Source organism: Streptomyces sp. NPDC050560, assembly GCF_044457285.1.
In the GTDB taxonomy this organism is placed as follows: domain Bacteria; phylum Actinomycetota; class Actinomycetes; order Streptomycetales; family Streptomycetaceae; genus Streptomyces.
In genome coordinates this window covers 344,682-367,640 of the sequence record NZ_JBITGT010000005.1, presented here as the reverse complement: position 1 = coordinate 367,640, position 22,959 = coordinate 344,682, and the positions used below count along the sequence as shown (strand labels likewise).

Here is a 22,959-nt window from a genome sequence, read left to right as displayed (position 1 = left end):
GATGCAGGGCAGCCGCCGTCGGCACCGTACCGGCGGCCCGACGAGCCGAGGAATCCCGTGAGTGACACCCCATTCGGATTCGGCCTTCCGCCGGAGGAGCCGGAGAACGGCGACGAGGGCAAGAAGAAGGACCAGCAGGACGGTGGTGGTCAGGGACCTGCCAACCCGTTCGGTTTCTCGCTGCCGGGCGGCGGGGACAACCCGCTCGCCGCGATGTTCGGCTCGATGAACCCGTCCGACCTGGGCGCGGCCTTCCAGCAGCTCGGCCAGATGCTCTCGTACGAGGGCGGCCCGGTGAACTGGGACATGGCCAAGCAGATCGCCCGCCAGACGGTCTCCCAGGGCACCCAGGACGGGGTCAAGGACAGCAGCGTGGGTCCCGCCGAGCGCTCCGCGGTGGAGGAGGCCGTGCGCCTGGCCGACCTGTGGCTCGACGACGTGACGTCGCTGCCCTCCGGCTCGGCGTCGGCGGTCGCGTGGAGCCGCGCGGAGTGGGTGGAGGCGACCCTTCCGGTGTGGAAGGAGCTGGTCGACCCGGTCGCGGAGCGCGTGGGCGCCGCGATGGGCGACGTCCTGCCCGAGGAGATGCAGGCGGTGGCGGGGCCGCTGATCGGCATGATGCGCTCGATGGGCGGCGCCATGTTCGGCACCCAGATCGGGCAGGCGGTGGGGGTGCTCGCGGGCGAGGTCGTGGGCTCCACCGATGTCGGCCTGCCGATGGGCCCGGCGAACAAGGCGGCGCTGCTGCCGGTGAACGTGGCCGCCTTCGGCCGTGACCTGGGGGTTCCCGAGGAGGAGGTGCGGCTGTACCTGGCCCTGCGGGAGGCCGCCCACCAGCGGCTCTTCGCGCATGTGCCGTGGCTGCGCTCGCATCTGTTCGGCGCGGTGGAGGGGTACGCGCGCGGGATCAAGGTCGACACCCAGAAGCTTGAGGACGTCGTCGGCCAGCTCGACCCGCAGAATCCCGAGCAGCTTCAGGACGCGCTCCAGCAGGGCATGTTCCAGCCGGAGGACACCCCGGAGCAGAAGAACGCCCTCGCGCGCCTGGAGACCGCGCTCGCCCTGGTCGAGGGCTGGGTGGACGCCGTGGTGCACGCGGCGGCCAAGCCCCGTCTGACGTCGGCGGACGCGCTGCGCGAGACGCTGCGCAGGCGGCGCGCCACGGGCGGCCCCGCGGAGCAGACCTTCGCCCGGCTGATCGGCCTTGAGCTGCGCCCCAGGCGGCTGCGGGACGCGGCCAGGCTCTGGGCCTCGCTCTCCGACGCGCGCGGTGTCGACGGCCGGGACGGCCTGTGGGCGCATCCCGACATGCTGCCGACCGCCTCCGACCTCGACGATCCTGACGGTTTTGTCCATCGCGAGCAGTTGGACTTCTCCGAACTGGACAAGATGCTCGGGGACGCGGCGAGCGGCCTGCCCACCGACCTCACGAAGACCGACCCCGCGAAGAGCAACCCAACGGAGAGCGACCCAGGCGAGAAGGACCCGGACGGCGAGGCGAGGCGCCCCGAGGGCGACAAGGGCCCCGACGCCGGCGGGAAGCGCAACGAGGACGAGGGCGGCGACGACCGGGGCGACGGCGGCAAGTGACCTCGGAAGACGGAAAGAGCCCCCTGTTCGACGACGCGGTGGCCACGCTGAAGGGCCTGCCGTCCGAGGGGGGCCAAGACGAGCTGCGCCGCGCCTATCTGGACCATCTCGCCGCGCATCCGGACGGCATGTGGCGGGCGTGCGGCGCCGGGCATGTCACGGCGAGCGCCCTGGTCTTCGACCCCGTGGCGGAGCGGGTGCTGCTGACCCTGCACGGCAAGCTGGGGATGTGGCTCCAGATGGGCGGCCACTGCGAGCCGGAGGACCGCACGCTCGCGGGCGCGGCGCTGCGGGAGGCCCGCGAGGAGTCCGGTATCGAGGGCCTTGAGCTGCTGCCCGGCGGCCCGGTGCGCCTCGACCGGCACCACACGCCCTGCGCCTGGCACCTGGACGTGGAGTACGCGGCACGCGCCCCGCGGGGGGCCGTCGCGGCCATCAGCGACGAATCGCTCGACCTGCGCTGGTTCGGCTACGACGAGGTGGCGGACGTCGCCGACGACAGCGTCGTACGGCTGATGGCGGCCACCCGCGCGCGCGTGGACGGCGTCTGACACGGCCCACCCGCGTCACACACAGGCGTGACAGACACGGGTAAGGGGCGCCGTCCCTTGACCGCGCCCCTTACCTCCGGGCCCGTGGGGCTCGCGCCTCCCCGCGGGGCCGGTGGATCACTGCCAGACGTTGCCCTGGTTCTGTCCGCGCGCGCCCTGCTGGCCCATGCCGTACTGGGCGCGCAGGCCCTGCCCGATGACCGCGTTCTGCGGCGGCAGCAGCTCGCTCGGCTGGACGAGGGCGAAGCCCTGGCCCATGAAGCTCAGCTCCCAGCCCTCCCCGGTGTTCCCGCGCCGCCGCCACACCCCGGAGGAGTGGGTCTGCGCCTGCATCTGCACCCTGAGGCTGTTGGACCAGGCGACGATCGCGTCCGCGTCCGCGTTGACGTAGCGGTCGGGGGTGACCTGGAGCATCAGGGGCTGTCCCGAGGTCATCAGGGCGACCTTGCCGCGCCCGGTGATCACCAACTGGTACTTGCCGGAGCCCGAGATGCCGTACTGGCTGTCGACCGCGACGACCTCGTAGTGCAGCGACGAGTCCAGCGCGAGGACGTAGCCGCTGTCCACGGTCAGGCCCTCCTGCTCGACGTCCATCACATGGATGTGCTGGGCGAGGTTGGCCAGGTAGACCGTGCCCTGCCCGTGGCAGCGCATCAGGTCGAGGCCCTCCCCGGTGTAAGCGCGGGCGCGCTGCTGGGTCATGTTCTGGATCTCGCCGTCGAACTCCATGAGGCCCTGGTAGGCCACCATGGCGCCCTTGCGGGCCAGGATGTCGTCCTGGCCTTCGAGCAGGACCCTCAGCAGTTGCGGGTTCTGGAGCGTGTAGCGCTCCTGGCTCTGCTGCTCGGTGAGGCTGAAAAGCGGGCTCTGCATGAGTCTTTCTCCCCCCTCAGCCCCGCGCCCGCAGGCGGTCGGTGCTGTCCTCGCTCGGCTGTACGACGACGATGCCGCGCCCCGAGAAGCCCATCTGGTACGCCTCCCCGCTGCCGCGCCCGATGAGGGACCCGGCGCGGAAGCTGCGCTTCCCCTTGACCTTCAGCGTCGGCGACCAGGCGACCAGCGCGTCGGGGTCGACGTACGTCTCGTCCTCGCCGCTGCCGCAGTCGACCACGATGGGCGTGCCGCGCGAGGTGAGCGCGACCCAGCCCTGGCCCGAGACCTTCACGTTCCACAGGCCCTGGCCCGCGAACTTGGCCAGGCCCTTGACCCGCTCCACGCCCCACTGGAGGTGTGCGTCGAAGGCGAGGAGGTTGGTGCCGTTGACGGAGATGGCGTCGCCGCCGAGGTTCAGCACGACGACGTCGGCGCCGTAGTCGGCCAGGTAGAGCAGGCCGTCACCTGAGCACTTCATCATGGGCGCGCCCTCGCCGGTGACCCAGTCCCGGGCGATCTGCCGGACGGCGGGCGGGTTGGGCTCGTACTGCACGAAGCCCTCGTAGGCGACCATGGACCCCACGCGCGCGAGGAGGTCCTGGCCGGTCTGCATGGCGACCTTGAGCATGTGGCCGCCGTGGGTCTCCATCCGGGCGGAGACGGGCGCCGGGGCGAAGCCCGCGAGCTGCTGATTCATGTCGGGACCTCACACCTCGTAGGGCTGGACGACGACGAAGTTGCCCGGCGCGGCGCGGAACTGGAGGTTCACGCTCTCCCCGCTCTGCCCCGGGTACGCGTTCATGCGCATCCGCACCTGGCTGGAGACGATGACCTGGGCGGCGGCCGACCAGGCCACGACGGCGTTGCAGTCCGCGAAGGTGGTGGGGGTGACCGGGAGCAGCACGGGCACCCCGTGCGTCTTCACGACGATGGTGCCGGTGCCCTGGAACTGCATCGTGAACAGGGCGCCGCCGGGGATGCCGTGGCCCTCGATACGGCGCACCTCGTACTGGAGGGCCTCGTCGAAGGCGAGCACGTTCTCCGCCGAGACGCAGATCGCCTCGCCCTGAAGCTCGATCGGGTGCAGATGGGTGGCGTTCTCCGCGAGAAACACCTGCCCCTGCCCCGAGCAGCGCATGAGCTGCATCTCCTGGCCCGTGGCGTTGCCGACGATACGTCCTGCGAAGCCCGCGCCCTTGTAGCCGAAGTCGACCTTGCCCTGGTAGAGCACCATGCTGCCCTGGCGGGCGAGCACCGGCTGGCCGCTGACGCCCAGGTCGACGCGGACCAGCTTCTTGTTCTGGAGCGTCCAGCGCTGTCCTGTCGCGGCCTCCTTGAAGAGGCTGAGGCCGCCGTCCACACCGGGCGTCACGGGCTGGGCCGCGGCGGGCGCCCCGTAGGGCGCGGGCGCGCCGGGTTGTCCCGGGAAGCCGCCGGGCGGGGGGCCGCCGGGGAACTGGCCGCCCGGGGGCTGCCCGTAGCCGGGCGGGGGCGTCGGGCCGCCGGGGGGCGGGTAGCCGCCGGGGGCCTGGGGGCCCGCGTAGCCGGAGGGCGCGCCGGGCGGCCCAGGCGGCTGCTGCCCGTACGGCGGGGCGCCGCCGGGCTGGCCCGGGTACGGCTGCTGGCCCGGGGGCTGGCCGCCGGGCGGCGGGCCTCCCGGGTTGAACGGCGCGGGTCCCGGCGGGTGCGGCACGGTGCCGCCCGGGGGCGTCAGGGGCGCGACGACGGTCGGCGCCGCGTGCACCGAGGGTCCCGAGGGCGCGGGCGGCGGCGTGCCGCCGGGCGGTGCCGCGCCGTACGGGGGCGTGCCCTGCGGCGGGCTGCCCTGCGGGGGCGCGCCTTGCGGGGGCGCGAAGTTCTGCGCCGCGGGGGCCGGGGCGGCGGGCGGCGCCTGCTGCGGTACGGGGGCCGGGCCCGCGGGGGCGCCGAACGCGGGCGGCGCGGCGGGCTGCTGGGCGGGGCCGCCGGGCGGCGGTGCGAACCCGGGGGCGCCGCCGGTGGGAGCCGCGGGGGCCTGCTCCTCCTCCATGACCTCGCCGCCGAAGTTCTTCAGCAGCGCGTCGAGGCCGCCGTCGAAGCCCTGGCCGACGGCCGCGAACCGCCACACGTCCTTCAGATAGAAGTCGCCGAGCATCACCGCGCGTTCCGTCGAGAACTCGGAGCCGTTGAACGAGTAACGCGCCACTTCCTCGCCACCCGCGACGATGCGCAGATAACCGGGCGCGACCTGCGACATCTGCCCCGCGCCGTCGATGGTGGCGGTGAAGGAGAGCCGCTGGATCTGCTGGGGGATGCGGTCGAGGGTGACCCGGAACGACTCCGTGTCCCCGGCCTGCGCGCCCAGGAGCTGGACGGACTCCTCAGGTGTCTTCGGCTGGTTGAAGAAGACGAAGTAGCGGTCGTCGGAGAGGCGTTCTGCCGCGTCGAGGCCGAAGCAGCTAATGTCGAAGGTCACCCCCGGAGCCGCGATCTGCACTCCCACGTACAGATCCGTCCCCTGGGTGAGGTCACTGATCCTGGCCTTGTGGCCGCGTTGGAATTCCCGAGACATGCGCTACGACCGTCCCCCATCCCGATTCTTATGGCGTCGCGCCAGGCTAACCGCAATCGCCGACATCACACGAAGCCGGTACAGAGCCGGTACACAACCCCGCCGCCCCTCACACCCCGCCCGGCGCCCCGCCGTTGCCGCGGCCCGGCCGCCTCACGCGTCCCGCGCGTACCGGCCCCCAACCCGAGGGCGACCGGCACGCCCGCCATGTCCGGTGCGACCGGTGCGACCGGCAAATCCGGGGCCTCCTACGGGACCGTCCCGTCCGGAACATCCTCCGTGCCCGGCACGTCGGGCTCTTCCTGCGGCATGCGCGCCGCCGCGGCCACGCCCTCCAGGTAGCCACGCGCGCGTTCGGTGCGCGGATACGCGTCGAGCAGCGCCCAGAAGCGCGGCCCGTGCCCCGGCACCAGCAGGTGCGCCAGCTCGTGCAGCAGCACGTAGTCGACCACGTACTCGGGCATGCCCTGGAGCCGGTGCGAGAGCCTGATGCTGCCCTCGGCGGGGGTGCAGGAACCCCAGCGGGAGTTCTGGTTGGTCACCCAGCGCACGGACTCGGGGCGCGCCTCGCCGCCCAGATACTGCCCCGAGAGCCGCCGCGCCCGCTCCGCCAGCTCGGCGTCGCCCGGCCTGCGCCTGCTCTCCTGCGCGGCGAGCTTGTCCAGCATCACCGTGATCCAGCGCTGCTCCTCGGCGGCGGACATCCGGGCCGGGATCAGCACGATCGTCCGGCCGCCCTCGCGGTATGCGGAAACGGTTCTCCGCCGTCGGCTGCTGCGGCGGACCTCGACGTCCCCGGCGGCGGATCTGTCGCCGCGGGCCCGTGGGGCGACGGCGGCGGCACGGGGCGAGGGCTCGGCGGACACGCCCTCGACCGTACCCGCAACGGCTCGCCGAAGTCCCGGCACCCCGGCCGGGGCCACGCCACCCCGAGCGATTCATATGACCAGTACGAAGTTTTCCCCGCCCTGTGGATAACTTTCGGCACGACCTCGCCGCGGCGGGCGAAGCTGTGCGGGCCGGTGACAGCCACCGGTCCGCCGGGGTTTCCGGTGGTCGTCGCTACGGGGGAGCTTCCTCGTGCGGAGCGGAGGGATCAAGGATGCGTGGGGTGCGTGGGATGGGTGAGGCTGGGGCTGGGCTCTCGGCTGGGGCCGACGCCGGGCGAGGGCGGGGGCGTGGGCGTGCGGTGGGGGCGAGGCCGGGGGGTGCGCCGCCCGGTGGGCGTTCGGGGAGCGGGCGGCAGGCGGGTGGGCGCCGGACGGGCGGTGGGCGCCCGCCCGGTGGGCGGGAGGCGGGCGGGGGCCCGGCGAGCGGGCGGCCGAGCGGCGATGCCGAGATGCATCCCCTGCTGCGGCCGTCGTTGCGGCGGGCCTGGCGGGATCTGAACACGGTGCAGTTCGGCATCACCCCCGGTCTCGCCCAGGTCCTCAGCCCGGTCTCGACCGCCACCGGTACCTTCCTCACCCTGCTCGACGGCACCCGAGGACTCCCCCTGCTGCGCGAGGAGGCCCGGCGCATGGGGCTTCCCGAGGGGCATGCCGACGAGGTGGTGCGCCGGCTGGCCGCCGCCGGGCTGCTCGACGACGCCACCGGCGGCGGCCTTGCCGCCGCGGCCCTCCGCGGCAGGCCCGCGCTGCTCGACCGGCTCAGGCCCGACCTCGCGGCCCTCTCCCTCGGCGATCCCGACCCCGACTCCGGGATCGCGGGGCTCGGCACCAGGCTCGGCCGCCATGTCCAGGTACGCGGCGCGGGCCGCGTCGGCGCCCTGCTGGCCGCCGTGCTCGCCGCCGCGGGCGTGGGCCATGTCGACGTACGGGACGGTGGCGAGGTGGAGCCCTGGGACACCGCGCCCGGCGGGCATCCCCCGCAGGACGTGGGGCACCGCAGGGACGAGTCGGCCCGCGCGGGCGCCCGCCGCGCCGCGCCCGACCGGCCGTCGGCCCCCGCGCCAAGCACCGGAGAGGCGGGCCTCGGCCTTGTGGTGCTCGCCCCGCGCGACGGCCTCGGTGCCTGGGCACCGCACCCCTCGGCCACCGCCGACCTCGTCGCCGCGGGCACGCCCCATCTCCACGTCGGGGTGATCGAGCGCACGGGGGTCGTCGGCCCCCTCGTCCTGCCGGGGACCACGGGGTGCGCGGGCTGTCTCGACCTGCACCGCGTGGACCGCGACCCGGCATGGCCCCGGATGCTGGCGCAGTGGCGCTCGGGCCGCCAGCGGCATGTGGTCGGCGGGGAGGTGGCGCTGACGACGACGGTGGCCGGGCACGCCGCCGCGCAGGCACTCGCCTTCCTCGGCGGCACCCCGCCCGGCGCCACGGGCGCGCGCTGGGAGGTCTCGGCGCCCGGTTTCGACTGGCGGCGCGCCCGGGTGCGCCCCCATCCGCACTGTCCCTGCGGGGCCGCGCGGCACGGCGATCGACAAGCCGGGGGGACGCGGGCCACTGTGGACGGCGAAGGGCGCGCGACAATGTCCGGGTAACCGCCGCGGGTCGCGTGGCTGTGTGGCTCTGGAGGGGGCGCATGTCGGATCTTCCGCGCAAGGCGGTCACCCGTACCGCGAAGCTGGCCGCGTTGCCGCTGGGCTTCGCCGGCCGGGCGACCTGGGGACTCGGCAAGCGGATCGGCGGCAGATCGGCGGAGATCGTCGGCCGGGAGCTGCAACAGCGCACCGCCGACCAGCTCTTCCGGGTGCTCGGGGAGCTGAAGGGCGGCGCGATGAAGTTCGGGCAGGCCCTCTCGGTCTTCGAGTCGGCGCTGCCCGAGGATGTCGCCGGGCCCTACCGCGCCGCCCTGACCAAGCTCCAGGAGGCGGCGCCGCCGATGCCCACCGCCACGGTGCACTCGGTGCTCACCGAGCGTCTGGGCGAGGACTGGGCGGACCTCTTCCTCTCCTTCGAGGACAAGCCCGCGGCGGCGGCCTCGATAGGACAGGTGCACCGGGCGGTGTGGCACGACGGCCGCGAGGTCGCCGTGAAGGTGCAGTACCCGGGCGCGGGCGAGGCCCTGCTGTCGGACCTCGGCCAGCTCAGCAGGTTCGCCAGGCTCCTCGGCCCGCTGATCCCCGGCATGGACATCAAGCCGCTCATCACCGAGATGCGCGACCGGGTCTCCGAGGAGCTGGACTACGACCTGGAGTCCCGGGCGCAGAGCGCGCACGCCGAGGAGTTCGACGGCGACCCCGACGTCCTGGTGCCGAAGGTGGTGCACCAGCGCGAACAGGTCCTGGTGACCGAGTGGATAGACGGCATCCCACTCTCCGAGGTGATCGCGGACGGCACACAGGAGCAGCGGGACCGGGCCGGGCAGCTCCTCGCCGGGTTCCTCTTCTCCGGACCCGCGCGCACCGGCCTGCTGCACGCCGACCCGCACCCCGGGAACTTCCGCCTGCTCCCCGACGGCGACGGCGGCTGGCGTCTCGGCGTGCTCGACTTCGGCACGGTGAACCGGCTGCCGGGCGGCCTGCCCGCCACCATCGGGAACTCCCTGCGGATGACCCTCGAAGGCGAGGCCGACGCGGTGTACGAGCTACTGCGTGAGGAGGGCTTCGTACGGGAGGACATCGATCTCGACCCGATCGCGGTGCGGGACTACCTGCTGCCGATCATCGAGCCCGCGCGGGTCGAGTCCTTCCAGTTCACCCGGGCCTGGATGCGCGGCCAGGCGGCCCGGATCGCCGACCCGCGCTCCCCCGCCCACCAGCTCGGCCGCCGGCTCAACCTCCCCCCGTCCTATCTGCTGATCCACCGGGTGACGCTGAGCACGATCGGCGTCCTGTGCCAGCTCGGCGCGACGGTACGGCTCCGGGAGGAACTGGAGGCGTGGGTACCGGGGTTCGTCGCCGACACCGAGGCCGACGAGGAGACCGGGGACGACACGGCGGTGGAGGAGGCCGAGTACGAGGAGCCCTTGGCCGGTGACGAGGACGGTGGAGTGGAGGCGGGGCCCGCGGCGCCCGCGGAGGACGTAGCGAACACCACCGACACCACCGCGAGGACCGGAACGGGCGCGGAGCCCGAGGCGGCTGCGGCGGCGGAGGCCGGGAGCTGAGAGCGGCGCTCGACCGCCCCGGGGCCCGTGTCCGTGGCCACGGGGCTGTGGTCGGGGCGGGGTGTGAAACGGGCATGGCCGCCGACTCAGGGAGTCGGCGGCCATGATCATGGTGCCTGGTGGTGCCCTCGGCGGAAGGTCAGTGCATCACTGCCATCGCCAGGGCACGCCGGGCGCGCAGGGAGGCGCGTTCCGCACGGCGCTGCATACGGCGCGCGGTGACCACGCGGGCCACGCGGCGGCCGTCCTCGGCCTCGCGGAGTCGGTTCTCCATATGCGCGCGTGCCAGGGCTTCTGGGATGAGTTGCATCTCACGGGTCCTGTTCTGGCGCGAGTCGTTGGCGCCTGTGGTGTTCACGTCTGGTGTCGCGGAGCCCTGGGGCTCTCGGGGGGACGGCTGCATCGGTGCCTGCTTCTGGGGGTCGTGCGTCAGGGGGTGGTCGATCGTGCCGGGCGCGTTCATACCGCGACCGGGTTCTTGCGCGGGCGACCACGCGGCCGCTTGCGGGCGACCACGACACCCTGGACGAACAGCTCCCCGCCCCAGACGCCCCAGGGCTCGCGGCGCTCCTTGGCTCCGGCGAGGCAGGCGTCGATCAGCGGGCAGGTGCGGCAGAGGGACTTGGCGTACTCGACGTCGGCCGGCGACTCGGCGAAGAAGACCTCCGGGTCGTAGGAGCGGCACGGGACGGGCACGCCCAGGTTCTCGATGGCGTCGTCAAGCGCGGTGAGCGGGATCAAGGCGGAGTCCTCCGTGGAGCCGGGCGGCGGGATGGTGTCTGAAGGCGGTACTGACGGGGCGTGCGCTTCGCGTTGCACGGTCTGTCTTCCTCGTCTGTCGGGCCGGCCTGTTGGCCGGTCGTCGGCTGGTACCGGGGTCGTATCCCGAGGCCCCCTCGATCCGTCTCCTCTGGGGAAACAGAAGGGCCGCGGAACCCGGGTGGGATTCCGCGGCCCTGAAGGCGCCGACCTGATCAATCAGGTTGGATCACTCCAGGGAGTGAGCCCGCGGAAGGCCCACTGCTGCATGTGATGCGTCGCTCGATTCCGGAATCCGGCACCGGCCGCCGCGAAGGAGAGGACCTTGGTCCCTTCCTCTGCTTCTGCCACCGATGCCTTGCTCGGTCGCTGGGCGCGCTCAGGGGTCACCAGATCCATGGAGGGCGCCACGGGCAGGGAGCCGCCGGCGAGAACACCGGACAGACCCGTGCCGAGGATCGAAGAGCCGGACGGGACGGCGACGATCGAGCTGCCAGCGAGTTTGGCGGTGCTGACATAGGTCGTGGTGATGGTGGAGATGCTCATTTCAATCGCCTCCTCTCGGCGTCTTCGGGGACCGGACTCGCGTCCGATCCTGCGGATATCAAGTACAACACGGAGGACGGCCCTCGGAGAAGACCTGTCGTTTCCGATGCCAAGAACCTATGGGGATTCCCCGGGCATGCGCAAACCATTTTTTCGACGAGTTCGTATCAGTCTCATCCGTCGTCGCCCGGACGCTCCTCACCTGCGCAGATCGCCAGAATGTCGGCGCCGAAGCGGCGCGCCTTGCGGACCCCGACACCGGGGACCCGGGCGAGACCGCCCTCCTCGTCGGGCACGGCCTCGGCGATCGCGACGAGCGTCTTGTCCGTCAGGACGCAGTACGGGGGCTGTCCCATGCGGCGTGCCTGGGCGGAGCGCCAGTCGTGCAGCCGGGTGTAGACGCCCTCGTCCATGTCGGAGGGGCAGTCCTCGCAGCGCATGAGCTTCATGGCCCCGGCGTCGGTGAGGGGCTTGCCGCAGACGCGGCAGCGCGCGGGGGTGCGGCGCCTCGGGCGGCTCTCGGCCGACCGGGCCGCGCCCGCGCGCACGCCGCCCGCCGCGGCGGCGGAGGCGGTGTCTCCCGAGGTCTTCGTGCGCAGGCCGTCGAGGAAGGGGCTGGGGCGGCGGGTGGCGCGGCCGCCGGGGGTGCGCGCGAGGGCCCAGGAGATCGTGAGGTGGATACGGGCGCGGGTGACGCCGACGTAGAGGAGGCGGCGTTCCTCCTCTATCTGGTCCTGGGTCCTGGCGTGGGAGATGGGCATCATGCCGTCGGCCACGGCGACGAGGAAGACGGCGTCCCATTCGAGTCCCTTGGCCGCGTGCAGGGACGCGAGGGTGACGCCCTCGACGGTGGGGGCGTGCTGGACGGCGGCGCGCTCGTCGAGTTCGGCCATGAAGTCGGTGAGGGTGGCGTCGGGGCGGGCGTGCGCGAAGGAGTCGGCGAGGCGGGCGAGCGCGGCGAGCGACTCCCACTTCTCACGGGTGGCGCCCGAGCCCGAGGGGGGCGCGGCGCTCCAGCCGGTGGAGGTGAGCACGGCGCGGACCTGGGCGGGGATGCCGGTGACGCCGCTGAGGAGGGTGTCGTTGCCCCCGAAGTGGGCGGCGGCGCGCAGGGCGCTGCCCGCGGCGCGGACCTCGGGCCGGTCGAAGAACCGCTCGGCGCCCCTGAGCTGGTAGGGCACCCCGGCGTCGGCGAGCGCCTGCTCGTAGGTCTCCGACTGGGAGTTGGTCCGGAAGAGCACGGCGATCTCGCTCGCGGGGGTGCCTGCGTCGATGAGTTCCCGGATGCGGCGGGCGGTGCCCTCCGCCTCGGCCGGCTCGTCGGGGTAGGCGCGGTAGGCGGGCTCGGGGCCCTGGTCGCGCTGGCTGACGAGTTCGAGCCGCTGCTGCGCGGGGCGGCCCTTGGCCTGGGCGAGCACCCCGTTGGCGAGGTGGACGACCTGCGGGGTGGAGCGGTAGTCGCGTACGAGCTTGACGACGGTGGCGCCGGGGTGGCGGCGGCTGAAGCCGAGGAGGTGGTCGGGGGTGGCGCCGGTGAAGGAGTAGATGGTCTGCCCCGCGTCGCCGACGACACAGATGCTGTCGCGCTCGCCGAGCCAGAGATCGAGCAGGCGCTGCTGGAGCGGGCTGACGTCCTGGTACTCGTCGACGACGAAGTGCCGGTACTGGTCGCGCACGAGCCGGGCGATGTCGGGCTGGTCCTGGAGGATCGCCACGGTGAGCAGCAGGACGTCCTCGAAGTCGATGACGGAGCGGTCCCGCTTGACGTCCTCGTAGGCGGCGTAGACCTGGGAGATCTCGGCGGGGGCCCGGGGCGCCTGGCGGGCGGCCGCGGCCGCCGCGGCCGCGTAGTCGGCGGGGACGATCTGGGTGACCTTGGACCACTCGATCTCGCCCGCAAGGTCGCGCAGTTCGGTGCGGTCGGGCCGCAGGCCGCAGGCGGCGGCGGCCTCGGCGATCAGCGACAGCTTGCGGTCGAGGATGCGCGGCAGCCCGCCGCCGACGGCGCGCGGCCAGAAGTACTGGAGCTGGCGCAGCGCCGCGGAGTGGAAGGTGCGGGCCTGGGTGCCCTGCACGCCGAGCTGGCGCAGCCTGCCGCGCATCTCGGCCGCTGCCCTGTTGGTGAAGGTGACCGCGAGCACGCTGGACGCCTTCAGCACGCCCGCGTGCACCCCGTAGGCGATGCGGTGGGTGATGGCGCGGGTCTTGCCCGTGCCGGCGCCCGCGAGCACGCACACGGGGCCGCCGAGGGCGGTCGCCACTTCCCGCTGCTCCGGGTCGAGTCCGGCCAGCACGGCGTCGGCGTCCCGCGGGGCCGGGGCGAACTGGTCGGGTCCCGGATCGTGCGGGAAGAGGGGGGCGTGCGGTGCTGATGTCACCCCGCCATGCTGCCAGGTCGCCCGGGACGGCAGGGCGGGTTGTCCACAGGCGGGTCGGATTGGTCGTACTGGTGCTGGTCGTACGGGTTCGCCGTGGCGGCGGGGTGGGAATGGCGGCGCGGCGGGTGGTGTTCTGTGATGTCAGACACCGCTTTCCCGGTGTATCCCGGGCGTGAAGGAGAACGAGCAGCATGTCGGGCACCGTGACCATGTACAGCACGACCTGGTGCGGCTACTGCCGCCGGCTCAAGAGCCAGCTCGACCGTGAGGGCATCGGGTACGACGAGATCAACATCGAGCACGACGCGGAGTCCGCGGCGTTCGTGGAGAAGGCCAACGACGGCAACCAGACGGTGCCCACGGTGGTCGTGCAGTCGTCCTCGGGTGCCTCCACCACGATGACGAACCCGAGCCTCGCCCAGGTGAAGCAGGCACTGGGCGCCTGACGCGCGGCCGCCCGAATAGGCCGGGGCTGTCGGACCGGGCCGCGAGGGGCCGGAGGTGGCGCGCGGCGCCGCCCCGGCCCCTCGGCATGTCCGCGGCGCATCGGCGCCCCCTCGGCACGGCCGCGGGGAGGGCCGTCAGCGTCCGGTGCCCGGCCTCGGCACGGGCTCGCCGTACCACAGCTCGATGAGGCGGGCCGCGATGGAGATGCCGTACGGCGGCAGCACCTCGCCCGACGCGAACGCCTCTTTCAGCTCCTGGCGGGAGAACCAGCGGGCCTCGGAGATCTCCTCCCCGTCGACGGTGATCTCGGCCGAGGTGGCGCGGGCGAAGAAGCCGAGCATCAGGCTTGAGGGGAAGGGCCACGGCTGGCTGGCCACGTACTGGACGGGGCCGACGACGACGCCCGCCTCCTCCCAGACCTCGCGGCGCACCGACTGCTCTATGGACTCGCCCGGCTCGACGAACCCGGCCAGGGTCGAGAAGCGGCCCTCGGGCCAGTGCACCTGACGGCCGAGGAGGGCGCGGTCCTGCTCGTCGGTGACGAGCATGATCACGGCCGGGTCGGTGCGCGGGTAGTGCTCGGCGCCGCAGGCGGGGCAGCGCCTGATGTGCCCGGCGGCGGCGATGACGGTGCGCTCGCCGCAGCGGGAGCAGAAGCGGTGCAGGCGCTGCCAGTTCTCCAGGGCGACCGCGTGGACCATGAGGCCCGCGTCGCGCGCGGACAGCAGCAGCCCGGCCTCGCGGAGCCCGGCCGCACGCGCGGGCTGGTCGAGGCGGCCGGGGAGGGTGTCCTTCTGGAGGGCGAAGTAGCTGACGCCGTCCTCGTCGGTGCCGAGGAAGTAGCGGTGCTCCTCGGTGAGCGGGGCCTCGAAGGACGGGGTGGTGACGAGTTCCGTACGGCCCTCGGGGGTCTCGTCGACGAGGACCTGGCCGCCGGAGACCACGAAGACCCGTGTCGTGGGGTGGCTCCAGGCCGCGGCCAGCCATGCCTCGTCGGTTCTGTGGTGTGCCGCCCGGTCGATGCCGCTCGGGGCGGCCAGCGACAGGGGGCGGTCGTCGGTCTTGTCGGGCCAGGTCGTCACGGGTGCTTCTCAACTCCCCCGGTGAGTGGTGGTCGCGGTGGGGCGGGCGCCCGATGTGGCGAAGAACACCTGGTTCTCCGGGAGGCACCCGGTCCGCGCGTGAGGGATTTTTCCCCTTTGGGCCGGTTCGCGGGGTGGGGGGTACGGGGGGTTCGCGTGGCCTGCCGGGAGTGCGGCGCGACGTGGTCGTGCGGTTGGCCTGTGGTCGGTGCCTGCCCGCCGCGGGGTGGGCGTGCCCGCCGTGCGGCCGTCGTCCGGGGCCTCGGGCCGGGCCCGCGCGGGCGGGCGGCGCGGGGTGGGGCTCGCGGCGCCCGGGATGCCCCGGCGCACGCGTGACACCCGACCGGCGTCGACAGCACTGTCAACGGACTTGCTCATGGTCTTGAGCCTATCGGCACTCGGTGCCGTCGTGACCCGAAGGACCGGCGGCTTCCGCGGCGTCGCCGAGGAGGAGTCGTTCCAGGCCCTCGCGGTCGGGCAGGTCCCGTGGCACGACGGTGTCGCCGGTGCGTACGTGCACGAAGACGGCGCGTACGGCGTCGGGGGGTATGCCGTGCCGCTCGGCCCACGCGAGGCGGTAGACGGCGAGCTGGAGGGGGTCGCCCTCGGGGGTGCGGCCGGTCTTCCAGTCGACGATCTCGAAGCCGCCGTCCTCGTCGCGGTAGACGGCGTCGATACGGCCGCGCACCACGCGCCCGGCGAGGGTGATCTGGAAGGGGACCTCCACACGGTGGGGGGTCCTGTGTGCGTACGCGGTCCTCTCGAAGGCCGCCTTCAGGGCCTCCAGGTCGCGCTCGTCGTCGATGATGTCCGTGCCCTCGGCGTCCCCGGCGTCCCCGGCGTACTGGTCGTCCGCGCCGCCCGGCAGCTCCTCGGGGAGGAGCAGCGGCAGCGGCAGCGCCTCGTGGCGCGACTGCACCCAGGCGTGGAAGCGGGTGCCGCGGCGGGCGGCGGGCCTGGGCGGCTGCGGCATGGGCCGTACCAGGTCGCGTACGTAGCCCTCGGGGTCGGCCGCGAGCCGCATCATCTCGGTGGCGGTCAGCGTGGCCGGCAGCGGCACCTCGGTGACCGCGTCGCGGGCCCGCAGCAGCTCGCCCGTCAGGGCGTCGAGGTCGCGGTCCCAGGAGGCGACGGCGCGTTCCTCCTCGGGCGTGAGCCGGGGTGCCCGCCGCGCGTCCGCCGCGCCGTACGACGGCTGCCCGGGGAGCAGGGCGCCCGCCCGTGCGTGTGCCGGTTCGCCGTCGTACGGCGGCTCGTCTTGGGGCGGCGGCCCCTCCCCCGCCTCCTCGTCCCACGGCGGCTCGTCGGGCCAGGGCGGCTCCTCCGGGTCGTCCTCGTCGCGTGGGGGCGGCGGCCAGTCCGGGTCCTCGGCCGCGGCCCTGTCGCGCGGGTCGGGCGGGGCCGAGGGGAGGCGGCCCAGATGGGCGTGGACCAGCTCGGCTGCGGCCTTGCGGCGGGCGAAGGCGGTCTCGTCGAGCGGGAGCGGCCAGGCCTGCTCGACGGCCGCCGTGTCGAGGGCCGGGTTCTCCTCGCCGTCGGCCGGGGCGTCGGCCCACTCCTCGGTCTCGCCGTTTCCCGCGGCGCAGTGGTCGCGCAGCGCCTCAAGGAACTCCGAGGGCCCGCGCGGGCGCTTCTGGGACGGCCCCCACCAGTGCCCCGAACCGAGCAGCAGCGACCTGGCGCGGGTGAAGGCGACGTAGCCGAGCCGCAGTTCCTCGGTGTGCTGGTGCTCCCTCATGTCCGCGTGGAACGCCTTGAGGCCCTTCGCGTCCCACGCGGGCACCGCGGGCAGGGTGTCCGCGTCGCCGCGCAGCGCGTGCGGCAGGACCCTGCCCTGCGCCGTCCACTTCTCGCGGCCCTGGGTGCTGGGGAAGACGCCGGTGACCAGGCCGGGCACGGCGACGACGTCCCATTCGAGGCCCTTGGACTTGTGGGCCGTGAGGACCTTGACGGTGTTCTCGCCGCCGGGGAGGGCGTTGTCGAGGCCCTTCTCGAACTGGACGGCGGTCCTCAGGAAGCCGAGGAAGGCGAGCAGGCTCGCCTCGCCGTCGCCCGCCGCGAATCCGGCGGCGACGTCGAGGAAGTTGGACAGGGTCTCGCGGCGGCGCGCGGCGAGGGCGCTCGGGGAGGCCGACAGCTCCACTTCGAGGCCGGTGACGGCCAGCACCCGGTGCAGGACGTCCATCAGCGGGTCGGCCAGGGAGCGGCGCAGGTCGCGCAGTTCTGCGGCGAGCCGCGCGAACCGTACGCGCGCCTCGGCGGAGAACGGGAGCGCGGCGGCGGCCTCGTCGGTGTCCTGCGGGTCGAGGAAGGTGTCGAGGGCGTCCGCGAGCGAGACGACCTCGGCCGGGTCGACGCCCTCGACCGCCTCGGCGAGCCGCACGTCGGGATCGCCGGTGTCCGGCCCGCGGTGGCGCACGAGCAGCCGCGCCCTGCGGCCGAGGAGGGCCAGGTCACGGGCGCCGATCCGCCAGCGCGGGCCGGTCAGCAGCCGCACCAGGGAGGCGTTGGCGCCGGGGTCCTGAAGGACCTCGCAGACGGCGACGAGGTCGGCGACCTCGGGCAGGTGCAGCAGCCCGGAGAGTCCGACGACCTCGACGGGCAGGTCCCTGGCGACCAGCGCGCGCTGGATCTCGGCGAAGTCGGTGGTGGTGCGGCACAGCACGGCGATCTCGCCCGGGGGCGTGCCGGTGCGCACGAGGTGGGCGAGGGAGTCGGCGAGCCAGTCCATCTCCCGTGCGTGGGTGGGCAGCAGGGCGCAGCGCACGGTGCCGTCGTGTGCCGCGCCGTCGGCGGGGGTGAGCGCGCGCACGCCCGCGTGGAGGGCGCGCAGCGGTGTCGCGAGGCCGTTGGCCAGGGCGAGCAGGCGCCCGCCGCTGCGGCGGTTCTCGCTGAGGGCCCGGCGGACGGCGGGGCGGCCCCCGGCGTCGGTGAAGTGCTCGGGGAAGTCGTCCAGGTTGGCCACGGAGGCGCCGCGCCAGCCGTAGATGGCCTGGCAGGGGTCGCCGACGGCGGTGACCGGATGGCCGGTGCCGCCGCCGAAGAGCGCGGCGAGCAGGACGCGCTGCGCCACGGAGGTGTCCTGGTACTCGTCGAGGAGGACGACGCGGAAGTCGTCCCGCAGGACGCGGCCGACCTCGGCGTGGTCGCGCGCGAGTGCGGCCGACAGCGCGATCTGGTCGCCGAAGTCGATGAGGTCGCGCTCGCGCTTGGCCAGGCGGTAGTGCTCGACGAGCGCGGTCAGTTCGCGGCGCGCCGCGCTCGCCTCGGGGACCTTGCGCAGGTCGCCGTTGGTGAGGCGGGTGCGCGCGAGGGTGTCGGCGAGCGCGGTGTCGTACGCGCGCAGCCGGGCCGGGGGCACGAGGTGTTCCGACAGCTCGGCGTCGAGCGCGAGGACGTCGCCGATGAGGTCGGGGAAGGAGCGGGTGAGCGCCGGGAAGGGGCCCGGGGCCTCGCGCAGGACGCGGGCGGCGAGTTGGTGGCGGGTGGCGTCGGCGAGGAGGCGGGCGGTCGGTTCGAGGCCGATGCGCAGCCCGTGGTCGGTGAGGAGGCGCCCGGCGAAGGCGTGGTACGTGGAGATGACGGGCTCGCCCGGCGGCTCCTCGGGGCCGGGCTCCGGGTCCGTGACGCCCGCCTTGACGAGGGCCTTGCGCACCCGCTCGGCCAGTTCGCCCGCGGCCTTGTTGGTGAAGGTCAGGCCGAGTACCTGCTCGGGCGCGACCTGTCCGGTCCCGGTGAGCCACACCACGCGCGCGGCCATGACCGTCGTCTTGCCCGAGCCGGCGCCCGCGACGATGACCTGGGGCGCGGCGGGCGCGGTGACGCACGCGATCTGCTCGGGGGTGAAAGGGACGCCGAGCAGCTCTTTCAGCTCCTCGGGGTCAGTGAGGCGTGCGGTCACCCTGCGAGGTTAAGGGCCGCCACCGACAACGGGCCGGGCACGCGGCGGCCCGCGGGGTCAGTCGACGGCGTGGCGGCCCTCGGGGCGGGCGCTGCACGAGGCGCGGAACGCGCAGTGCGCGCAGTGCTGTCCCGTGGTGGGGGTGAAGCGCTCGTCCAGGACCCGGCCCGCGGCGGTGGCCAGCAGTTCGCCGATCCACTCGCCCTCGGGCGCCCCCTGGGACTGCACCCGGGGCAGGGCGTCGCCGCCCTCCTTGGCGGGCGCGGGCTGGCGCAGTTGGACGAGTTCCGCGCCGCCCGGCTCGGGGCGGTGCCCGTCGAACGCGTCGTCCACGGCGCCCTCGCGCACCGCGAGCTGGTACACGGCGAGCTGGGGGTGGTGGGCGACCTCGTCGGCGGTGGGGCTGTTCTTGCCGGTCTTGAAGTCGACGACGTAGGCGCGGCCCCCGGCGTCGCGTTCGACGCGGTCGATGGAGCCGCGGACGCGCACCTGGTAGGGGCCCGCGTCGAGGGTGACGTCGAACTCCTGCTCGCCCGCGACGGGGGTGCGTCCCGCGCGGTCCATGGTGTGCCAGCGCAGGAAGCGTTCGAGCGCCACGCGCGCGTGCTCCTTCTCCTGCGCCGACTTCCAGGGCGCGTCGAAGGCGAGGGCGTTCCAGACGGAGTCCAGACGGGCCATCAGGACGTCGAGGTCGGCGGGGGTGTGCCGGGAGGCGACCTCGTCGGCGAGGACGTGGATGACGTTGCCGAAGCCCTGGGCGGTGGTCGCGGGGGCGTCCGCCCGCACCTCGCGGCCGAGGAACCACTGGAGCGCGCAGGTGTCCGCGAGCTGGCCGAGGGCGCTGGGCGAGAGCGCCACGGGCGCGTCGCGGTCGCGCAGCGGGGTGCTGTTGGCTGTCGGCTCGTCCATGCCCCACCAGCGGTAGGGGTGGGCGGCGGGCACGAGGGGGTGTCCGTCGCCGTCGTCGAGCGCCGCGAGCCGGGCGAGGCGGGCGGCGGCGGCCTCCCTGAGCGCGTCGGAGGCGCGGGGGTCGACGGTGGTGGCGCGCAGCTCCGCGACGAGCGCGGCGACCGACAGCGGGCGGCGGGGGCGGGTCGCGACGTGGACGGGCTCCGTGCCGAGTTCGGTGAGGAACCGCGAGGGCTGGTCGCCGTCGTCGGCGGCGGCCCTGACCGCGGTGACGACGAGGCGTTCGCGCGCGCGCGTGGTGGCGACGTAGAACAGCCTGCGCTCCTCGGCGAGGAGCGCGGCGGGCGGCAGCGGCGGGGCGAGCCCGTCGGGGGCGATGCGGTCGGCTTCGAGGAGCGAGCCGCGGCGCCGCAGGTCGGGCCAGAGCCCCTCCTGGACCCCCGTGACGACGACGAGCCGCCATTGGAGGCCCTTGGCGCGGTGCGCCGTCATCAGGCGTACAGCGTCGGGGCGCACGGCGCGGCGGGTGAGGGTGTCGGCCGCTATGTCCTGGGCGTCCACCTCGGTGAGGAAGTTCAGGGCGCCGCTGCCGCCGGTGCGCTCCTCGGCGCGGGCCGCGGTGGCGAACAGGGCGCACACCGCGTCCAGGTCGCGGTCGGCGTTGCGGCCCGCGGCGCCGCCGCGGCGCGCGGCGCCCTGGAGCCGCCCGGGCCACGCGGTGCCGTCCCACAGCAGCCAGAGGGCGTACTCGGCGGACGCGCCCCTGGCCAGTGCCGCGCGCGCGTCGGCGAGGAGCCGCCCCAGCTTGCGGGCCTTGCGGGCGCCCACGGAGTCGTGGGCGACGAGCCTTCGGGGGTCCGCGAGCGCGCGCGTGAGGAGCGCGTCGGAGGGCGGCGGTACGGCCCGGCCCGCGGCGCGCTCCTCCTCGCGCAGGGCGCGGCCGAGGCGCCGCAGGTCGGCGGCGTCCATACCGGCGAGCGGCGACGCCAGCAGGGTGAGCGCGGTCTCGGTGTCCAGCCAGGGGGCGGCGTCATCCGGCGGCGGCTCGGCGCCCGCCGCGGCGTCCTCGGGCGCGGACTCCCGCGGCGGTACGGCGGCCTCGGGCGCGCCCCCGGAGCCCTCTGCTGCGGCCCCAGGCGCCGCCCCGGCGCCCTCCGGAGCGGACCCCGGCGTCGGCCTCGGGTCCCGTACGACGGCCTCCGCCACGGCGCGCAGGGCCGTCAGCAGGGGTGCCACGGCGGGCTCGTGGCGCAGGGGCACGTCGTCGCCGTCCGTCTCGACCGGGACGCCCGCCGCAGTCAGGGCGCGCCGCAGGGAGGGGATGGCGCGCCCGCCCGAGCGGACGAGGACGGCCATCTCGTTCCAGGGCACCCCGTCCTCCAGGTGGGCGCGGCGCAGGATGTCGGCGGTGTGGTCGAGTTCGGCGCCCGCGGTCGGGCACGTGTACACCTCGACGGTGCCGCCGTCGTGCGGGGGAGCGAGATCCCGGTGGGCGCGCGCCACGTCGGCGGGCAGCCGGGGCAGCGGCATGCGGCGGGCGAGGTCCCGGGTGGCCGCGAGGAGCCGCGCGCGCGAGCGGCGCGCGGCGGCGAGGACGGCCACGCGCGCGGGCGCGCCGTCGGGCCGTCTGAAGGCGTCGGGGAAGTCGAGGATGCCGTTCACGTCGGCGCCGCGGAACGCGTAGACGGACTGGTCGGGGTCACCGAACGCGCACAGGGTGCGGCCGCCGCCCGCGAGCGCCCGCAACAGTCTCACCTGGGCGGCGTCGGTGTCCTGGTACTCGTCGACGTACACGGCGTCGTAGCGGGAAGCGATGCTGGGGGCGCCGGGGGCGGCGGCGATGAGGGCCGCGCGGTGGACGAGTTCCGCGTAGTCGATGACGCCGCGCATGTCGAGGACGTCGAGGTACTCGGCGAGGAACGCGGCGGCGGCGCCCCAGTCGGGGCGGCCGAGGCGGGCCGCGAAGGAGTGCAGCTCGCGGGGGCCGAGGCCGAGTTCGCGGCTGCGGGCGAGCACCGCGCGCACCTCGTCGGCGAAGCCGCGTGTGGTGAGGCAGGCGCGCAGCTCCGCGGGCCAGCGCACCCGGGCGAGCCCGGCGCGCTCCGCGTCGATCTGGCCCGCGAGGAGTTCCCGTACCGCCACGTCCTGCTCGGGCCCCGAGAGCAGCCGCAGCGGCTCCGCGAACACGTCGGCTTCCTGGTGGGCCCTGACCAGGGCGTACGAGAACGAGTGGAAGGTGGTGGCGAGCGGGGTCCTGCCGGCCGGGACACGCCGTGCCATCCGGTCGCGCAGCTCCACGGCCGCCGCCCGGCTGAAGGTGAGCACCAGGACGCGCTCCGGGTCGGCGCCGCGGGCGATTCTGCGGGTGACCGCCTCGACGAGTGTGGTGGTCTTGCCCGTGCCGGGCCCCGCGAGGACAAGCAGGGGCCCGTCGGTGTGGTCAACCACGGCGCGCTGCCGTGCGTCCAGTGGGGGGAGGCCGGCGGATGCGGGCGGGGTGCGCACGAGCCGGTACGCACCGGCGGTCCCCCGTCGCACCCCGGGGGGCGACAGGCGCCGGGAGGAAGGGGGGGAACTCACGTGTCTCGCCGGTTCTTGAGGGTGCGCTGGTGGTCGGGGGGTCCCGGATGCCGCCGGGGGGCAGCGGGATGAGGGGGACGTATGCCGCAGACGTTACGCCGTGCGCCGGGTGCGGGGCGGCGCGTCCCCCGAACGGACCTTCCGGGGCCCTGCGCCGGGGGCGATGGCGGAAGCTTTCAGGTATGAGCCGCCGCGTCGTGTCCGCCGTCCCACCGCGCGCGCCGCATGTCGACACGCGGCAGGTGCCCCTCGGCGGCGCGCCCGGCGTCGCGCAGCGGTGTGCCCTCCGCGCGGTAGCCGTCCAGTGCGCGCAGCTCGTGCCCGGGCAGCAGGGTGCCGTCGGCGCGCACCACGCGCCACCAGGGGACGGGGCCTCCGTAGAGGGCCATGACGCGGCCGACCTGCCGGGGGCCGCCCTCGCCGAGCCACTCGGCGACGTCTCCGTAGGTCATGACGCGGCCCGGCGGGATGCGCTCCACGACGTCGAGGACGCGCTCGGCGTAGTCGGGAAGCTCGGCGGTGTGCGGCGGGCCGTCCGGCGGCGGACTCTTCTGGCTCATCCGCCCCATCCTGCCAAACGGCGCCGACAGCGCCGCCCCGGAGCGCGGCCGTGCGGGTCGGCCCGGCGAGGGCCCGTACGTGTCCCGGCGTGCCTGGTGGGGCACACTGTGGGCGCTCGTACCCGCAGGCTCCCGCGTCTGTCGGTGGGGCATGCCACCATCGTGCGGGGCGGTGACCGGTG

17 protein-coding genes are annotated in these 22,959 nt (G+C 74.6%); 5 read left to right on the top strand and 12 right to left on the bottom strand.

Annotation, left to right across the window (positions count from 1 at the left end):
* The first annotated feature begins 57 nt into the window (after nt 1-57).
* Entirely contained in the window at nt 58-1,590 is a 1,533-nt protein-coding gene (locus ACIBIW_RS13800; RefSeq protein WP_399335471.1) for a zinc-dependent metalloprotease, read from the top strand.
* Nucleotides 1,587-2,141, top strand: a complete 555-nt coding sequence (locus ACIBIW_RS13795; RefSeq protein WP_399335469.1) for an NUDIX hydrolase — start codon at nt 1,587-1,589, stop codon at nt 2,139-2,141. Before ACIBIW_RS13800 ends, ACIBIW_RS13795 begins: the two co-directional genes overlap by 4 nt.
* A 117-nt stretch (nt 2,142-2,258) precedes the next feature.
* Here the strand turns inward: ACIBIW_RS13795 and ACIBIW_RS13790 are convergent, their stop codons facing one another.
* The 4 genes from ACIBIW_RS13790 to ACIBIW_RS13775 all read right to left on the bottom strand — a co-directional run bounded on the left by ACIBIW_RS13790 (nt 2,259) and on the right by ACIBIW_RS13775 (nt 6,431).
* Nucleotides 2,259-3,014 (bottom strand): AIM24 family protein, encoded by a 756-nt coding sequence (locus tag ACIBIW_RS13790; protein WP_399335467.1) that lies wholly within the window; start codon nt 3,012-3,014, stop codon nt 2,259-2,261.
* A gap of 16 nt (nt 3,015-3,030) precedes the next feature.
* On the bottom strand, nt 3,031-3,711 hold the full coding sequence (locus ACIBIW_RS13785; RefSeq protein ID WP_399335465.1) for an AIM24 family protein: 681 nt from the start codon (nt 3,709-3,711) through the stop codon (nt 3,031-3,033).
* Nucleotides 3,712-3,720: 9 nt separating this feature from the next.
* Entirely contained in the window at nt 3,721-5,565 is a 1,845-nt protein-coding gene (locus tag ACIBIW_RS13780; RefSeq protein ID WP_399335463.1) for a TerD family protein, read from the bottom strand.
* Nucleotides 5,566-5,813: 248 nt separating this feature from the next.
* Nucleotides 5,814-6,431 (bottom strand): M48 family metallopeptidase, encoded by a 618-nt coding sequence (locus ACIBIW_RS13775; protein WP_399335461.1) that lies wholly within the window; start codon nt 6,429-6,431, stop codon nt 5,814-5,816.
* 473 nt (nt 6,432-6,904) lie between these two features.
* Between ACIBIW_RS13775 and ACIBIW_RS13770 the strand changes: the two genes are divergently transcribed.
* Complete coding sequence (locus ACIBIW_RS13770; protein ID WP_399335459.1) at nt 6,905-8,047, top strand: TOMM precursor leader peptide-binding protein; 1,143 nt, start codon at nt 6,905-6,907, stop codon at nt 8,045-8,047.
* A gap of 41 nt (nt 8,048-8,088) precedes the next feature.
* Nucleotides 8,089-9,615 (top strand): ABC1 kinase family protein, encoded by a 1,527-nt coding sequence (locus tag ACIBIW_RS13765; RefSeq protein WP_399335457.1) that lies wholly within the window; start codon nt 8,089-8,091, stop codon nt 9,613-9,615.
* A 139-nt stretch (nt 9,616-9,754) separates the two neighbouring features.
* Here ACIBIW_RS13765 and ACIBIW_RS13760 read toward each other — a convergent pair whose 3' ends face one another.
* The 4 genes from ACIBIW_RS13760 to ACIBIW_RS13745 all read right to left on the bottom strand — a co-directional run bounded on the left by ACIBIW_RS13760 (nt 9,755) and on the right by ACIBIW_RS13745 (nt 13,358).
* Complete coding sequence (locus ACIBIW_RS13760) at nt 9,755-10,078, bottom strand: hypothetical protein (protein ID WP_399335455.1); 324 nt, start codon at nt 10,076-10,078, stop codon at nt 9,755-9,757.
* Complete coding sequence (locus tag ACIBIW_RS13755) at nt 10,075-10,434, bottom strand: WhiB family transcriptional regulator (protein ID WP_399335453.1); 360 nt, start codon at nt 10,432-10,434, stop codon at nt 10,075-10,077. Before ACIBIW_RS13755 ends, ACIBIW_RS13760 begins: the two co-directional genes overlap by 4 nt.
* A 159-nt stretch (nt 10,435-10,593) precedes the next feature.
* Nucleotides 10,594-10,920, bottom strand: coding sequence for a hypothetical protein (locus tag ACIBIW_RS13750; protein ID WP_399335451.1), 327 nt, complete (start codon nt 10,918-10,920; stop codon nt 10,594-10,596).
* Between the two features lie 173 nt (nt 10,921-11,093).
* Nucleotides 11,094-13,358 (bottom strand): ATP-dependent DNA helicase UvrD2, encoded by a 2,265-nt coding sequence (locus tag ACIBIW_RS13745; protein ID WP_399335851.1) that lies wholly within the window; start codon nt 13,356-13,358, stop codon nt 11,094-11,096.
* A 131-nt stretch (nt 13,359-13,489) separates the two neighbouring features.
* Here ACIBIW_RS13745 and ACIBIW_RS13740 point away from each other — a divergent pair, with 131 nt between their 5' ends.
* Entirely contained in the window at nt 13,490-13,744 is a 255-nt protein-coding gene (locus ACIBIW_RS13740; protein ID WP_399335449.1) for a mycoredoxin, read from the top strand.
* 135 nt (nt 13,745-13,879) lie between these two features.
* On the opposite strand, the gene nudC is transcribed toward ACIBIW_RS13740, so the two are convergent.
* The 4 genes from nudC to ACIBIW_RS13720 all read right to left on the bottom strand — a co-directional run bounded on the left by nudC (nt 13,880) and on the right by ACIBIW_RS13720 (nt 22,777).
* Nucleotides 13,880-14,827 (bottom strand): NAD(+) diphosphatase, encoded by a 948-nt coding sequence (gene nudC / locus ACIBIW_RS13735; protein ID WP_399335447.1) that lies wholly within the window; start codon nt 14,825-14,827, stop codon nt 13,880-13,882.
* Nucleotides 14,828-15,215: 388 nt separating this feature from the next.
* Nucleotides 15,216-18,728 carry an ATP-dependent helicase gene (locus ACIBIW_RS13730; RefSeq protein WP_399335445.1) on the bottom strand — a complete coding sequence of 1,171 codons (3,513 nt, stop codon included), beginning with the start codon at nt 18,726-18,728 and terminating at the stop codon, nt 15,216-15,218.
* Nucleotides 18,729-18,785: 57 nt separating this feature from the next.
* On the bottom strand, nt 18,786-22,217 hold the full coding sequence (locus ACIBIW_RS13725; RefSeq protein ID WP_399335443.1) for an ATP-dependent helicase: 3,432 nt from the start codon (nt 22,215-22,217) through the stop codon (nt 18,786-18,788).
* 176 nt (nt 22,218-22,393) lie between these two features.
* Complete coding sequence (locus tag ACIBIW_RS13720; protein ID WP_399335441.1) at nt 22,394-22,777, bottom strand: MGMT family protein; 384 nt, start codon at nt 22,775-22,777, stop codon at nt 22,394-22,396.
* Nucleotides 22,778-22,959 lie beyond the last annotated feature (182 nt).

Coding starts and splice junctions, on each gene's coding strand:
- ACIBIW_RS13790 (WP_399335467.1), bottom strand. CDS start 3,014: ATGCAGAGCCCGCTTTTCAGCCTCACCGAGCAGCAGAGCCAGGAGCGC.
- ACIBIW_RS13785 (WP_399335465.1), bottom strand. CDS start 3,711: ATGAATCAGCAGCTCGCGGGCTTCGCCCCGGCGCCCGTCTCCGCCCGG.
- ACIBIW_RS13780 (WP_399335463.1), bottom strand. CDS start 5,565: ATGTCTCGGGAATTCCAACGCGGCCACAAGGCCAGGATCAGTGACCTC.
- ACIBIW_RS13770 (WP_399335459.1), top strand. CDS start 6,905: ATGCATCCCCTGCTGCGGCCGTCGTTGCGGCGGGCCTGGCGGGATCTG.
- ACIBIW_RS13765 (WP_399335457.1), top strand. CDS start 8,089: ATGTCGGATCTTCCGCGCAAGGCGGTCACCCGTACCGCGAAGCTGGCC.
- ACIBIW_RS13760 (WP_399335455.1), bottom strand. CDS start 10,078: ATGAACGCGCCCGGCACGATCGACCACCCCCTGACGCACGACCCCCAG.
- ACIBIW_RS13750 (WP_399335451.1), bottom strand. CDS start 10,920: ATGAGCATCTCCACCATCACCACGACCTATGTCAGCACCGCCAAACTC.
- ACIBIW_RS13740 (WP_399335449.1), top strand. CDS start 13,490: ATGTCGGGCACCGTGACCATGTACAGCACGACCTGGTGCGGCTACTGC.
- ACIBIW_RS13720 (WP_399335441.1), bottom strand. CDS start 22,777: ATGAGCCAGAAGAGTCCGCCGCCGGACGGCCCGCCGCACACCGCCGAG.